This window comes from Myxococcus sp. AB056 (genome assembly GCF_006547365.1).
In the GTDB taxonomy this organism is placed as follows: domain Bacteria; phylum Myxococcota; class Myxococcia; order Myxococcales; family Myxococcaceae; genus Myxococcus; species Myxococcus virescens.
Genome location: NZ_VHLB01000030.1, coordinates 37094 through 50660, shown reverse-complemented (window position 1 = coordinate 50660; position 13567 = coordinate 37094). Strand labels below are relative to the sequence as shown.

Below are 13567 nucleotides of genomic sequence, written 5' to 3'. Positions count from 1 at the left end.
GGGGCCCCACCACCGCAAAGCACGCGCACGTCCAGGAGCGAACGGGACGACCTATTCTGGCCGGTCCTCGGAGACATCCAGGCGCTCGAAGGCGTGGCCCAGCGCCATGACGCCCAGCCACACCTCTCCCACCAACACCCCCGCCGCGACGAAGCCCGCCACGGGCAGGGCCCAGGGGCCCAACAGCGTCGACACTGGGAGGCCCACCACGAGCGCCACCAGCCCCGCGGGAATCAACCCCACCAGCATCACCACCAGCGTGCCCACGACGGCCAGCAGGCGCTGCCCCATCGCCTCGATGCCGCGTGCCCGTTCGCCTGTGTCCGCCGGCACCCACGAGGGAAAGAGGACCACCGCCGCGTTCTGCACGAAGAGGCCCGACAGCGACACGGCCGGAAGCAGGAACGCCAGCGCCAGCCCTCCTGGCCACCACCAGCCGCCCAGACGCGAGGCCTCCACACCGGGCCCCAGGACGAGCGCCACCGCCAACAGCGCGAGTTGGAAGGAGGCCAGGGCCAGCGAGGATGCCGCCAACTGCGCGCGCACCACCTGCCTTCCTGTCAGTGGCATGGCGCGCAGCAGGTCCAGCTTGGGCAGGTCCATCCGCAGGTCCATGCGGAACGCGCTCGGCCCCACCACCGTCAGCATCACCGACAACGCCAACGCCACCGGCCCGAGCACCCGCCGCGTGTCCGTGAACAGACGCGTGTCACCCATCATCGCCGCGATGGCACCGCCCAGGATGATGAAGGCGAGGAACACCGCGAACCCGCCCCCCATCCGTTTGCGCGCAATCAGGTTCTTCCAGATGAGCGCCACCTCCGGTCGGCCTCGAGGCAGCAGCCGGAATGGCGGGCGGCTCAACGTGAGCGAGCCCACCCGCGTCATCCGCCCCGAGGCCCGCAGCATGCGCTCCCGTGAGCGGGACTCCGCGCGCACCACCGCTGTCTCCTCGAACGGAACTTCGGCCCAGAGCACCCAGCCGTAGTGTGCCGCCATCAGCGCCAACGCCGGTGGCAGGGCCCACAGGAAGTCGTCCACGCTCTGCGCCAGCGCTGGCGCCACCAGCAGCCGGCCCGGCCACAACACGGCCGCCACGCCGGGAGACGCCATCAGCGCCTGCAACCACCCGCGAAGCGCGCGGCCTGACGACAGGTCCTCGGGCACCGGGTGCTCTCGCAGTGAGGTGAACCCCGCCAGCGCCACGAGCGCCAGGACACCCCCCACCGCGCCCCAGCGGACCACCTGGCCCCAGAGGCCCCATGCCGACAGCCGCGTGCGCACGAAGGACGCCGCCGTCGAGTGCAGATAGAGCGTGCCCAGGGCCAGACACGCCCCCACGAAGAAGAGGACGGGATGCGGGCTGATGGTCCTCCCGAGGAACAGCGTGGCGAACAGCGCGCCCAGCGACGTGCCCAGGAGCCCGCGCACCAGCTTGTATTGCAGCAGGGCCCGGCGAGCGACGGGCGCGGGGAAGAGCTGCACCACCTCCGTCTCCGAGAAGGTCAGCGACGGCCGGTCCCGGCCCAGCGCCCACGCGGCGAACAATGTCCCCAGCGCGGAGCCGACCAGCGACAACTCGGCGAACAACCGCACACCTTCGGGCACCGTGCCCACCGGCCCACGGAAGTCCAGACGCCGGAAGAAGACGGAATAGAGATACGCCGCGCCTACTAGCACGCCCAGGAGGTAGCGCGGCTTGCGCAGCCGCTCCAACTGCCGTCGGATGCGATTGCGCCAGGTCGCGGCCCAGAGGAAGGCCACCGCGCGAGGGAAGCTCACGGCGCCTGCGTTCCCGCGCTGGTGATTCGGACGAAGAGCTCTTCCAGCGAGGCGTGCTCCCCTTCCGCGCCACTCAGTCGCGCGCGGATGTCTTCCAGGCTGCCCAGCGCCATGGCCTTGCCGCCCGCGATGACGAGCAGCCGATGGCACAACTCCTCCACCAGCGGCAGCAGATGCGAGGACAACACCAGGGCCGCGCCCTCCTCCGCCCGGCGCCGCAGCGACGCCTTCATCCGCCGGATGCCGATGGGGTCCAGGCCGGTGAGTGGCTCGTCCAGGAGGATGAGCTTTGGCGAATGCAGGAAGCCACAGGCGATGGACAGCTTCTGCTTCATGCCTCGCGACAGCTCGCCCGGCAGGGACTTCTCCTTGCCCGTCAGCTCCATCTCCTCCAGCAGCGCGCGGCCCCGCTCCTCCCAGTCCTCCACGCCGTAGAGTCGCGCCGTGAAGTTCAGGTGCTCCCACACCGTGAGGTATTCGAAGAAGCGCGGCTCGTCCGGCAGGAAGGCCAGCGCGCGCTTCGCGTCCACCGGCGTCCGCGACAAGTCATATCCCGCGACCAGGATGCGGCCCGAGCTGGGCGGCAGGATGCCCGCCAGGCACCGCAACGTGGACGTCTTCCCCGCGCCGTTGGGCCCCACCAACCCGAGCACCTCGCCGGGCGCCACCTCGAAGGTGAGCCCCTGCACGGCCTTCACCTCGCCGTACGCCTTCTCCAGGCCCTCCACCCGCAGGACGGAATCCATTCGTGCGCGCTCACCTTCAGTCCAGCTTCAGCAGGTCCCGAACGGTATCCAGTACGACCTTCGCCTGCACGGGTTTCACCAGGTACGCGCTCGCGCCCAGCTTCATCGCGCGCTCCCGGTCCGCCGCCGCACCCTCCGTGGTGACGACGATGATGGGGACGTTCCGGTACTCGGTCGCCTGCCGGATGTGGCTGATGAGCTTCAGCCCGTCCATCAGGGGCATGTTGATGTCCGTGAGCACCAGGTCGAAGCGGCCCTGCGTCAGCTTCTTCAAGCCCTCGGCGCCGTCCTGGGCCTCGGTACACACCACACCGGACAGGCGCTGCAACGCGTACATGATGCTGCGCCGCATGGCCTGCGAGTCATCCACCACCAAGGCTCGAATCTGCTGCGTCATGGGCCGGGGACGTTAGCACCCGTGCGCCAGGGGCCGGAGTTTCAGCGCCGCCGCCGCGCCAGGGCCGCGAGCGCCGGGCCGATGTCACCCAGTGGAATCACCCGCTTCACCGCCCCGGTGGCGATGGCCTCCCCCGGCATGCCGAACACCACCGAGGTCTCCTCCGACTGCGCCCAGACCTCGCCGCCAGCGCGGTGCACCGCGCGCGCGCCCTCCGCGCCGTCGGCGCCCATGCCCGTGAGCACCACCCCCAGGGCCTTGGCGCCGAGCACCTGCGCCATGCTGACGAAGAGGCGATCCACGCTGGGCGCGTACTTATCCACGGGCGTGGACGGCGGCGTGTGCAGCTCCAGCCGGGAGCCCCGCTCGGCCACCACCATGTGCCGCCCGCCTGGAGCGATGTACACGTGCCCGGGCTGGACCAGGTCTCCGTCACGGGCCTCCGTCACCGAGAAGGGGCCGATGCGGTCCAACCGGTCCGCGAAGGCGCGGGTGAACTGCGGCGGCATGTGCTGGCAGACCAACACGCACGGCGTGGGCTCCACGGCCAGTCCCTCCAGCACCCGCTGCACCGCGGGGGGCCCCCCCGTAGAGGCGCCCACGGCCACCACCAGCGGCGGCTCGCCCGCCACCGCCATGGCGCGAGCCCCTGGCGCCGCGTGCCGGTAACCGGGGCGCACGTGCCGCGCCGCCCGGACCTTCTCCAGCAGCTCCACCCGAAGCGCCTCCATGGCCTCGAACGTCGGGTGCTGCGGCTTGGCGATGAAGTCGAACGCCCCCAACTCCAGCGCCTTGAAGACATCCGAGCGGTGCGAATAGCTGGAGATGACGATGACGGGCGTGGGCGCCGTGCGCATCAGCAGGCGGAGGAACGTGTACCCCCCGAGCTTCGGCATCTCCAGGTCCAGCGTCACCACGTCGGGCTTCAGGTCCACGACCTTCTTCAGCCCCTCTTCGCCATCCGCCGCGCGGTCCACCACTCGCACGTCCGGCTCCGACTCCAACATCGTGGAGAGGGTCCGCCGGTTGTGGGCCGAGTCGTCGATGACCAGTACGGAGATGACGCCCTTGCTGCTCATCGACGCGCTCCTTCGTCCAGCTCCGGCCTCCGGTACACCAGGTCCCCGCGCAGGTGAACGAACTCGAAGTCCGAGCCCAGGTTCAGCAGGTTCTCTGAGTGTCCCAGCAGCAGGTACCCCCCTGGCACCAGCCGGTCCCGAACGATGCGCAGGAACTTCCGGCGTGCCGCCAGGTCGAAGTAGATGAGCACGTTGCGGCAGAACACCACGTCCATGCGTGGCACCAGTTGGCTACCCACCTCGTCCAACAGGTTGTGGTGGCCAAACGACACCCAGGCGCGCACTTCGTCCCGGACGCGCACGCGGCTGTTGCCCAGCGAAACGAAGTGGCGTTCCAGCAATTCCGGCGAGGTGGCGCGCAGCGCGGAAGGCCCGTACTCCGCGCGCCGCGCCATGGCCAACACGCGCCGGGAGATGTCCGTGCCCAGGACTTCCACGTCCCAGTCGTCGAAGCGGCGGCTGTCCTTGAGGAGCATCGCCAGCGTGTAAGCCTCCTCCCCGGACGAGCACCCCGCGGACCACACCCGCAGGCGCCGCAGCCTCGCGTTGCGCCGCTCCACCACCGGGAGCAGTTCGTCCGTGAAGGCCTTGAGCTGCATGGGCTCGCGGAAGAAGTACGTCTCGTGAGTGGTGAGGGATTCGACGGCCGCCTCCAGCTCGGCGTGCCGGTTGGCGTCGTAGCGCAGGTAGCGGTGGTACGCGCCGTAGTCCGGCAGCCCCAGCAACTCCAGCCGGGGCCACAGCCGGCGCTCCATCACGAACTTCATGTCCTCGTGCACCAGGATGCCGCAGTGCGAATACACGTGGTCCCGGAGGAGACGGAACTCCTCCGCTGACATCTCCGGTCGTCCGTCGTCGAAGCGTGCCATGGAGCCCTCTCAGCGCCGGAGCAGGCGCTCCACGGCATCGGAGAGGGCTCGCAGCGCCAGGGCGTCCGACTCCGCCTCCAGCGCCTCCCGGGCGGCGGACAGACACTCCGGCCCCGCCGAATCTCCCAGCACTCGCGCCGCCGCCGCGCGGACATCCCAGCGCGCGTGACGCAGCAGGGACAGCGCCATCGTCACCCCTGCCGACGACTCCGCCCCCGCCACCAGCGCCGCCTTCACCACCTCCACGTCCGGATGCCCCGCGGCCTCCCGCAACACCCCGGGGCCCGCCGCTCCCATGCGCGCCAGGGCCCGCACCGCGGCCACCGCCAGCGCGCCATCCGCATCCCGCGTCAGGGCCACCAGGTCCGGCACCCGGTCCAACGCGCCGCAGTCCCCCGCCGCCTCCACCGCGGCCACTCGCACGGAGGGGTCCTCGTCCCTCAGGACCGGAGACAGCAGCGCGCCCGCGTCAGGCCCGCCCAGTCGCGCCAGGGCCCGCGTGCCCGCGATGCGCACCGGCACGGACTCATCCGCGAGCGCCGCGCGCACCAACTCCCGACCGACGTCACCATCCAGCTCACACGCCGCCACCACCGCCGCCGCGCGCCACCGAGGGTCCTCGTCCCGCGCCAGCCGCTTCAACGTGGGCAGGGCCGGCACGCCGCCCACGCGGGCCAGGGCGGCGACCGCCGCGGGCGTGGCCCTGCGCGCCACCGCGTCCTCCAGCGCCTCCAGCACCGCCGGCCGGCACGACTCCGCCAGCCCCGCCAGGGAGCGCGTCGCCGCCCCCGCGAGGGATGGCTCTTCCAGCAGGGCGACGAGCGGCGACACCGCCGAGGCCGCGCCTGTCCGCCCCAAGGCACGCACCACCACCGCGCGAAGCTCGTCCTCCACCCACTCCAGCAACGCGCACAGCGGAGCCACCGCCGAGGCGTCGACCAGATCCACCAGCGCTTCGGCCGCGGCGGCCCGCGCCGGCAGGGACAGGTCCGGCAGTCGATGAAGCAAGGTGCGCCCGCCGTCCGGCCCCAACCTGCCCAGCGTGTGCAGCACCTCGCGCAGCAGCCGCGCCTCGCGCGCACATTCCGCCACGGGCACGGCCAGCGACGCATCGCCCAGCGAGGCCACCGCCACCAACGTGCCCGCGCACACCATGACGTCCTCGGACGCCAGCGCCTCGGTCAATCGCGGCGTCATGCCGGGAAGGGGCAAGAACGCCTTCCGCACCGCCGCTTCGAGCTCCCCGCGCCGCGCCCCTGCGGCACGCGCGGCCTGGGTCCCCAGCGCGGACAGCGCCGCCTCTCTCACCGAGCGCAACTCCGACGTGAGCCCCTGGCAGATGCGCACCGTCGCGTCCGCCTCCGGAAGGAGGCCCAGCATCCGGTAGGCGCTCCGCTGAAGCCGAGGGTCCTCCAGCAAGGCCTTCACCACCGGCAGGGGCGCCGCATGCTGAAGCAACGTCAACCCTTCCAAGGCGGACAGGCGAAGCAGCGGCTCCGGCTCGGCCAGCAGCGCCTCCAGCGCGGTGACGGCCTGCGCGCCGCCAATGCGTCCCAGCGCCTCCGCCGCGGACACACGCACGTTGAGGTCCACGTCCGAGAGCGAACGCACCAGGGGCCCCTCCGCCTCGCGCCGCCCCAGCTGCCCAAGGATGTCCGCGGCGAACTTGCGTTGGTCCGGGTCCGGATGGGCCAGCAGGTCCACCAAGGGGCCCAACGCGACACTGCCCAGCCCCGCGAGCGCCTCCGCCGCCGCGTTCCGAGCCCCCGTCTCCCCTCGCTCCCCCAGCACGGAGATGAGCCGGGCCGCGAGCTCGCTCGAGGCGGGCATCCGCTTGAGGGCCTCCGCCGCGACGTGGCGCACGCGCCAACTCTCGTCATGCAAGCCGACGATGAGAATCTCCAGAACGCCCGCGGTGCACGGGTCCAGCGACTGGAGTGCGAGGTAGCGCGCCTCTTCCTCGACCGGGGGCTCGGAGTGGGGGCTCATGTGTCGAAGACCTGGTCAGAGCCTGGCTGGAGGTAGAACCAGAGGGCGTAGGCCCCCAGGGCCGTGCCCAGGGGAACATTGGGAATGGCGAGGATGCCCAGCACCAGCGTCAGCGTCCTCGACCACGCTTTGCGGTACAGCAACCCGAAGCCGGTGATGACACCCGGCAACCCCAGCAGCGCCAGGCACCCGCCCACGCCCATGCCCGCGGCAACAATCAGCGCCCGTTCCTCGGGCTTCGCGCCTGGCAACATCCCGCCCATCGCCCCGAAGAACAGCATCACGCCCACGGCGATGAGCACCGACAGCCCGTTGATGACGATGAAGAGGATGCCGAGGATTCGACGGTGCTGCTCCAGTCCTTGATGGCCCATCTCAATCCCCCATGTGTGCGCCTACGTCGTGTTCCTTGAAGACTCGCGCTCCAACTCCACGCGCAGTAATGCCTTGAGGTCCAGCAACAGCCGGAGCCGGTCCGGCGGTCCACAGACACCGACGACAAAGGGCGTGTGTCCCGCCACCCTCAGCGCGGGCGCGGGCTTGATGTCGCCGCGCCGCACTCGCAGCACCTCCGCCACCCGGTCCACCTTCACCGCCACGCGCCGCGTGCCCAGCTTGCAGACCAGCAGCCGCGTCTTCGGCGTCTCCGGCCCCGGCGTGCCCAGGAGCCGGCACTGCAGGTCCACCACCGGCAGGATGAGGCCGCGCAGGTGGAGCACGCCCTCCACGAACGCCGGGGCGTGAGGGATGGGGGTGATGCGCTGGAGCGGGAGGATTTCCTCCACCCGCATGATGTCCAACACGTACTCCTCCGCGCCGATGAAGAAGGCACAGAGCTGCACCACCGTGTCCGCGGCCGAGGACACTTCATCCGGGACCGCGTGGGGACGCCGCGACAGCAGGTTGACGGAGTCCTTCATGGGGCGAGCGCCTGTTCCGCGTCCAAGAGGATGTAGAGCATGGGGCCACGCCGGCCCATGCCCACCACGCAATCCCTGTCACCCACGCGCATCCCCGGTGGCGGTGCCTCCAGCATGGACGGCTTGAGCTTCACCACGCCCACCACGCCATCCACCCACACCCCCGCGGGCCCCGTCTCCGTGCGCAGCACGAGGATGCGAGCACTCCGGGGCGGCGCCGGTGCGTCAGGCCCGGCGACCAGGGGCGCCCGCTCCGCCAGCCGCAGCCGCACCTTGACGTCGTACACGGGCAGCAGCTCACCGCGCAGGTTCATCACCCCCAGGAGTTGAGGCTCGGCGCGGGGAATCTCCGTCAGCGGCGGAACCTTGGAGATTTCACGCACCCCCCGGATGGGGACCGCGTAGCACTCCCCTTCCAGGCGGAAGGCCAGGTACTCCTCGGGCACCTCCTCGGGGGCCGCGGGCAATACGCCGTCGCTGCCCGCCGCGAAGTCCTGGAGCCCGGAGACGTCCTCGTCAGGACGGTAGAAGAAGTCGTCGAGCAGTTCCGAGAACCGGGACACAGCGACGCAGGATAGCAGCCGGCGCGCCCGTCCGCAGCGAGGGTCAGGCGCGACGCCGCTCCACGGCCATGCCCTCTTCCAGGAGCGCCGCCACATCCAGCACCAGGACGGTGCGCCGGTTGCCCAGTTCGGTGGCGCCGGAGATGCCCCGGACGGACTGGAGCCGGCCCCCCAGGGGCTTGGTGACGATGTCCTGCTGACCGTGCAATTCGTCCACGGCGATGCCCAGGCGCTCCTGGGCCAGGCCCACCACCACCACGAAGTGGCGGCTCACCGGGCGCTCCGGCAAGGCGAACATGCGAGACAGCCGCACGAAGGGCAACGTCTGTCCGCGCAGGTCCAGGACCTCGCGCCGCTCCACGGTGCGGATTTCCTTGGGCTGGACGGAGATGATTTCCAGCACGCTGTTGAGCGGCACCGCGTAGGTGCGGCCACTGACGCCCACCAGCAACGCGCGAATGATGGCCAGCGTGACGGGGAGCGTGAGGTGGAAGGCGGTGCCCTTTCCGCGCTCGCTCCACACGTCGATGATGCCCGACAGGTTGCCCAGGTTGTTCTTCACCACGTCCAGGCCGACGCCCCGGCCGGAGAGCTCGGACACGCTGCGGGCGGTGGAGAAGCCGGGCTGGAAGATGAGGTTGAGCAGCTCCCTCCGGCTCATCTCCTGGGCTTGCGCGAAGGTGATGAGGCCGCGCGTGATGGCCACCTCGCGCACGCGCACCTCGTCGATACCGGAGCCGTCGTCACTCACCTCGATGACGACGTGGTTGCCCTTCTGCTCGGCGCGCAGGCCCACCACCGCGCGCCGGGGCTTGCCTGCAGCCAGACGGGCGTCGGGGGATTCGACGCCGTGGTCGATGGCGTTGCGGATGAGGTGCATCAGCGGGTCGCTGAGCTCCTCGACGATGAGCTTGTCCAGCTCCACCTCTCCACCGCTGATGGCGAGCTCGATTTCCTTGCCCGCCTCGCGGGTGATGCGGCGCACCAGCCGTGCCAGCTTGTCGAACACCTGGCCAACGGGGACCATCCGCGCTTCCAGGAGTCCTTCCTGGAGGGCTTCCAGCTTGCGCTCCAGGCCCCGCGTTTCGCGCGCCAGCTCCTGGCCGAACAGCTTGGAGAGCGCCACCGCGCCGTCCTGCCTCGCGGACTCCGCGAGCCGCTGGAGGTTGGCCTTGATGAGCAGCAGCTCGCCCACCATGTTGATGAGGCCATCCAGGCGACCGATGTCCACCCGCACGGTCTGAGTCAGGGAGCGCAGCGACGTGTCCGCCGTCAGCGCCGCTGAGGTGCTCACGGGGGCACCGGCCGGTGCCGCTGGGGCCACCGAGAGCCCCTTGGGTGATGCCTTGGCGGCGCCCTGGAGGTAGGCGACGACGGGCACGCTGGAGGGTCCAGGCGCGGGAGGCGGTAAAGGCGAGCCGCCAGAGTTGGCAGGTACGTCAGCGTCCGACGTGGGCCATTCCAGGGGCCCAGGCTCCGTGTCTTCCGGTACGTGCGAAAGGAGCGGCTGCTGCGCCTCGGGAGGCATCGCGGCGGGCGTCGCGCGTACGGCCTTCTTCTTGCCGCCGCCCTTGGGCGACATCGAATGCCCCGCCGCGGGCGAAGCCTTGGCGTCCGCGGACGTGCTTCGGGAGCCGCGCGAGGGCGTTGCGCCCTTCCGCGCCCCCTCTGGGGCCACATCCGCCACGCGGACGGGCACATCAGGTTCCGCGAGGCCCCCTGCCGCTGCGTCCTGAGCAGTGCCAGCGTCCCCCTCGCGCGTCGCCGCGTCTCCGAGCCGCGTCTCCGACTTCGCGCCCCCGGACGCGCGAATCATCGCAGCGGGTTGCGCGGCCTGAAGCAGCGCGCTCGTCGCAGCCGCCGCGGCCGGGCGCACCGTCAGCGCGGACAGCTCCGCGGGCGTCCCCTTCAGTCCCGTCTCCAGGGATACACGGTCGACCTGCGCACCGAAAATCAGGTCGAACGCGATGCCATGCGCGCCACCCGGCTGTGCGGACGGCAACGTGCTGATGACCTCGCCCAGCGGCTTGAGCCTCGCGTTGAGCTCCGCCAGTCCCTTGTCGAAGTCGGACAAATCAAAGGCGGCCCGCACGCGCCACAGCGACACACCCCGCCGCACGTTCTCCCGCAGCCGGTGTTCCTCGTACTCCGTGAAGACGGAGCGGACCTGCGCCTCCAGCTCCAACCGGTCCAGCGGGTCGTCCGCAGCAACCTCCGCCGGAGCGCCCATCGACGCCATCCGCGCGGCCATCGCCTCCACGCGGGCGGACAGGCTTTCGCTCTCCGCGCCGCGAGCGGCCTCGCCCAGCAGCGCCTGGAACGCATCCAGCGCTTCAATCAGCGCATCCAGGACCGCGCCGTCCAGCAGCAGCTTCCCCAGCCGAAGCCTGTCGAGCAGGTCCTCCGTCCCATGCGCCAGCCGGGAGATGCGCTCCTGGCCGAACAGCCCGGACAACCCCTTGAGCGAATGCGCCGCGCGGAAGATGCCGTTGACCAGGTCCGGGTCCGCCTCGGAGCCCCGGCGCTCGTCGAGCATGAGCAGGTCCCTGGCCAGGGCGTCGAGAATCTCCGTCGCCTCGGCCACGAACTCGGCCAGCGCCTTGCTTCCCGGGCTCACGGCAGCTTCAGGTAGCGCCGCAGGAGCGCTTCGAGGCTCCCGGGGAGGAAGGGCTTGACCAGATACTCCGCGGCGCCCAACGCGAGCCCGCGCTCGCGGTCCTGATCGCGCCCCTCCGTGGTGATGATGAAGAGCGGCACTTCGCGGTAGTTGGGGTTCTTCTTGACGAAGTTGATGAGCTCCAGCCCGTTGATGTCAGGCATGTTGATGTCGGTGATGATGAGCTCGAAGCGGTGACGCGGCAGCAACTTCAGGGCCTCGAAGCCGCTCGAGGTCACCACCACCTCGACGCCCTCCACGGCCTCGACCATCGCGGCGATGTACTCGCGCGATGCTTTCGAGTCCTCGACAATCAACACCTTGACACGCATGTGCGCTCGCCCCGGGCGAGCCATGCTAGCAGAAGGCCCGCCCGCCCGCCGAGCGTCAGCCCTTGCGTGCAGGCAGCGACTTGACGAGTCCCTTGTCCGCCAGGACGGCCACCCGTTCGCCCTTGAACGCAGGCAGGAAGCCCTTCTGGAAAGCCGCGACCCGCGCGGCGTCCTCCACCTGGCCACCGGCGGGCACTTCCAGCGCCACGGACTCCACCCGGGCCTTGGACAGCACCCGTCCCGCTTCAGCCATCGCGTCGTTCAACGTGCCCGCGTCCAGTCGCTGACGCGCGCCCAGCCCCACGACGAAGATACGGGGCACCGCCAGCTTCCCGTCCGAGGGCAGCAGCAGCCAGTCATCCTTCGCGCCCGTGAAGAAGCCGGCCTTGAGCACCCGCGAGAGCGAGCCACACAGCCGCCAGTCCACGAAGCCCGCGGAGGACGGCAGGGGCCGGTCATCCTCGGCGATGAAGAGGCAGAGCGCGTCCACCCCGCCGAGCGTGTCCAGGCCCTCCAATCCAATGTCGTGCGTCGTCGTCTGGCTCACGGCGCGTCCCTCGCGGCTGGCGTCAGCGGCTCACGGCTTGTTCAAGGCGACCGCGACGCGGTCCAGGAGCCCGTTGACGAACGCGCTCGATTCTTCATTGCCGAAGTTCTTCCCCAGCTCCACCGCCTCGTTGATGGACACCTTGCGGGGGATGTCCGGGCGGTACTTCAGCTCGAAGATGCCCAGTCGCAGCACGTTCCGGTCGATGCGCGACATGCGGTCCAGGCGCCAGTTGTGGCTGTGGCGCTCGATGAGCTGGTCGATTTCGTCCCGGTGGGACTGCACACCTTCCACCAGTTCCCGGGCGAACTTCACCGCGTCCGGGTCCCGCTTGCTGCTCTCCTCGGCGGCCGACCAGGCCGACTCCAGCGCCTCCGCCGTCGTCGCGGTGGCCATCTCCAACTGGTAGAGCGCCTGCAGCGCACGCTCACGTCCCGTTCTTCGCGCGCCCATGGCCTACGCCTTCCTTCCGTCCGTCGCCGACATCTTCGCGTACAGATTGACCATCTCGATGCAGGCCAGTGTGGCCTCCGCTCCCTTGTTCCCCGCCTTCACGCCCGCCCGGTCGATGGCCTGTTCCACCGTGTCCGTCGTCAGCACGCCAAAAGTCACCGTCGTGGCGGGGGTGGCGGCCGCGGCCTCGAAGGCCACCGCGCCAATGCCCTTGGCGCACTCGCCGGCCACGTAGTCGAAGTGCGGCGTCCCGCCCCGGATGACGGCGCCCAGGGTGATGACGCCCACGTACTGCCGCGTCTCAGTCACGCGCCGGACCAGACCGGGCAGCTCATAGGTTCCGGGGCAGCGGTACACGTCAATATCCGCGTCGGCCACGCCGTGGCGCACCAGCGTGTCCACGGCGCCCTTGGCCAGCTCCTCGGTGATGAAGCCGTTGAAGCGGGCCACGCAGATGGCGAAACGGCCCTTAGGGGGTAGAAAGTCACCGTCGAAGTAGCGAGGCATGCCGCGCTTCCTACACCACCCCGGGGCCCGGCGTCGCCTGCTACGGCGTGCCAAACCCCGCAGCCGCGATGGCCGCCGCCGTCAGCCCGCCGCCGCCCCCGGGAGCCCCCTGGCCCCGCTGGAGCGCGAACAGCCGCGCCACGTACTTCCCTATCTGGTCCGCCTCCAGGTTCACCTTCGACCCCACGCCCCGCGCCTTCAAGGTGGTGCGCTCCTGCGTCTCCGGGATGAGCTGCACCCGGAACCGGTCCGCCTCCACCGTGTTGACGGTGAGGCTGATGCCGTCGATGGCCACCGAGCCCTTCTCGATGAAGTACGGCGCCAGCTCCTCCGGCAGCCGGAACCCCATCACCCAGGAGCCTCCCTCCGGGTACGTCTCCAGCACCTCGCTGACGGCGTCCACGTGGCCAGAGACCAGGTGCCCGCCCAGCCGGTCCCCCAGCGCCAGGGCCCGCTCCAGGTTCACCTGGTCTCCGGCCTTCACGGAGCCCAGCGTCGTCCGGCGCAGCGTCTCCGGCGCGGCCTGCACGCGGAAGCTGTCGCCGGTGCGCTCCACCACCGTGAGGCAGGCGCCGTTGACGGCAATCGACTCGCCCAGCTCGAAGGCCGCCGCGCCCAGCGAGGTGTGAATCCACAGGTCGGTCATCCCGCCGGGAATGACGCGCTCCACCCTGCCAAGGTCCTGAATGAGGCCGGTAAACATGGGGCCGCTTATAACGGACCGGCC

Annotated in this window: 15 protein-coding genes; all 15 read right to left on the bottom strand. The window is 70.5% G+C overall.

Annotation, left to right across the window (positions count from 1 at the left end; genetic code table 11):
• Nucleotides 1–51 precede the first annotated feature (51 nt).
• From FMP39_RS15660 to FMP39_RS15590, 15 genes are read right to left on the bottom strand one after another with little or no spacing between them, the layout of a single operon-like run.
• Nucleotides 52–1782 (bottom strand): putative ABC exporter domain-containing protein, encoded by a 1731-nt coding sequence (locus FMP39_RS15660; protein WP_141590878.1) that lies wholly within the window; start codon nt 1780–1782, stop codon nt 52–54.
• Nucleotides 1779–2528 carry an ABC transporter ATP-binding protein gene (locus FMP39_RS15655; RefSeq protein ID WP_090495508.1) on the bottom strand — a complete coding sequence of 250 codons (750 nt, stop codon included), beginning with the start codon at nt 2526–2528 and terminating at the stop codon, nt 1779–1781. The genes FMP39_RS15660 and FMP39_RS15655 overlap by 4 nt, the downstream gene beginning before the upstream one ends.
• A gap of 16 nt (nt 2529–2544) precedes the next feature.
• Nucleotides 2545–2925, bottom strand: coding sequence for a response regulator (locus tag FMP39_RS15650; protein WP_011554738.1), 381 nt, complete (start codon nt 2923–2925; stop codon nt 2545–2547).
• Between the two features lie 41 nt (nt 2926–2966).
• Nucleotides 2967–4004 carry a chemotaxis response regulator protein-glutamate methylesterase gene (locus FMP39_RS15645; RefSeq protein WP_141590875.1) on the bottom strand — a complete coding sequence of 346 codons (1038 nt, stop codon included), beginning with the start codon at nt 4002–4004 and terminating at the stop codon, nt 2967–2969.
• Nucleotides 4001–4873, bottom strand: coding sequence for a protein-glutamate O-methyltransferase CheR (locus FMP39_RS15640; RefSeq protein WP_141590873.1), 873 nt, complete (start codon nt 4871–4873; stop codon nt 4001–4003). The genes FMP39_RS15645 and FMP39_RS15640 overlap by 4 nt, the downstream gene beginning before the upstream one ends.
• A gap of 9 nt (nt 4874–4882) precedes the next feature.
• A complete protein-coding gene (locus tag FMP39_RS15635) occupies nt 4883–6862 on the bottom strand; it encodes a HEAT repeat domain-containing protein (protein ID WP_141590871.1) in 1980 nt (659 codons plus the stop codon).
• A complete protein-coding gene (locus FMP39_RS15630; RefSeq protein ID WP_141590868.1) occupies nt 6859–7236 on the bottom strand; it encodes a hypothetical protein in 378 nt (125 codons plus the stop codon). Before FMP39_RS15630 ends, FMP39_RS15635 begins: the two co-directional genes overlap by 4 nt.
• Before the next feature lie 21 nt (nt 7237–7257).
• Nucleotides 7258–7782 carry a chemotaxis protein CheW gene (locus FMP39_RS15625; protein WP_141590866.1) on the bottom strand — a complete coding sequence of 175 codons (525 nt, stop codon included), beginning with the start codon at nt 7780–7782 and terminating at the stop codon, nt 7258–7260.
• Nucleotides 7779–8345 (bottom strand): chemotaxis protein CheW, encoded by a 567-nt coding sequence (locus tag FMP39_RS15620; RefSeq protein WP_090495514.1) that lies wholly within the window; start codon nt 8343–8345, stop codon nt 7779–7781. The genes FMP39_RS15625 and FMP39_RS15620 overlap by 4 nt, the downstream gene beginning before the upstream one ends.
• Before the next feature lie 43 nt (nt 8346–8388).
• Nucleotides 8389–10962 (bottom strand): chemotaxis protein CheA, encoded by a 2574-nt coding sequence (locus FMP39_RS15615; protein WP_141590864.1) that lies wholly within the window; start codon nt 10960–10962, stop codon nt 8389–8391.
• Nucleotides 10959–11333: a response regulator gene (locus tag FMP39_RS15610; protein ID WP_011554746.1), complete on the bottom strand. Its 375-nt coding sequence runs from the start codon at nt 11331–11333 to the stop codon at nt 10959–10961. Before FMP39_RS15610 ends, FMP39_RS15615 begins: the two co-directional genes overlap by 4 nt.
• A gap of 55 nt (nt 11334–11388) precedes the next feature.
• The gene (locus FMP39_RS15605) at nt 11389–11880 is read right to left on the bottom strand and encodes a M17 family peptidase N-terminal domain-containing protein (RefSeq protein WP_141590862.1); all 492 of its coding nucleotides are present in this window, start codon (nt 11878–11880) and stop codon (nt 11389–11391) included.
• A 30-nt stretch (nt 11881–11910) separates the two neighbouring features.
• Nucleotides 11911–12333 carry a transcription antitermination factor NusB gene (gene nusB, locus FMP39_RS15600; RefSeq protein ID WP_141590860.1) on the bottom strand — a complete coding sequence of 141 codons (423 nt, stop codon included), beginning with the start codon at nt 12331–12333 and terminating at the stop codon, nt 11911–11913.
• Between the two features lie 3 nt (nt 12334–12336).
• Nucleotides 12337–12840 carry a 6,7-dimethyl-8-ribityllumazine synthase gene (ribH, locus tag FMP39_RS15595; RefSeq protein ID WP_020478482.1) on the bottom strand — a complete coding sequence of 168 codons (504 nt, stop codon included), beginning with the start codon at nt 12838–12840 and terminating at the stop codon, nt 12337–12339.
• Nucleotides 12841–12880: 40 nt separating this feature from the next.
• The gene (locus FMP39_RS15590; RefSeq protein ID WP_141590858.1) at nt 12881–13543 is read right to left on the bottom strand and encodes a riboflavin synthase; all 663 of its coding nucleotides are present in this window, start codon (nt 13541–13543) and stop codon (nt 12881–12883) included.
• Nucleotides 13544–13567: the final 24 nt, after the last annotated feature.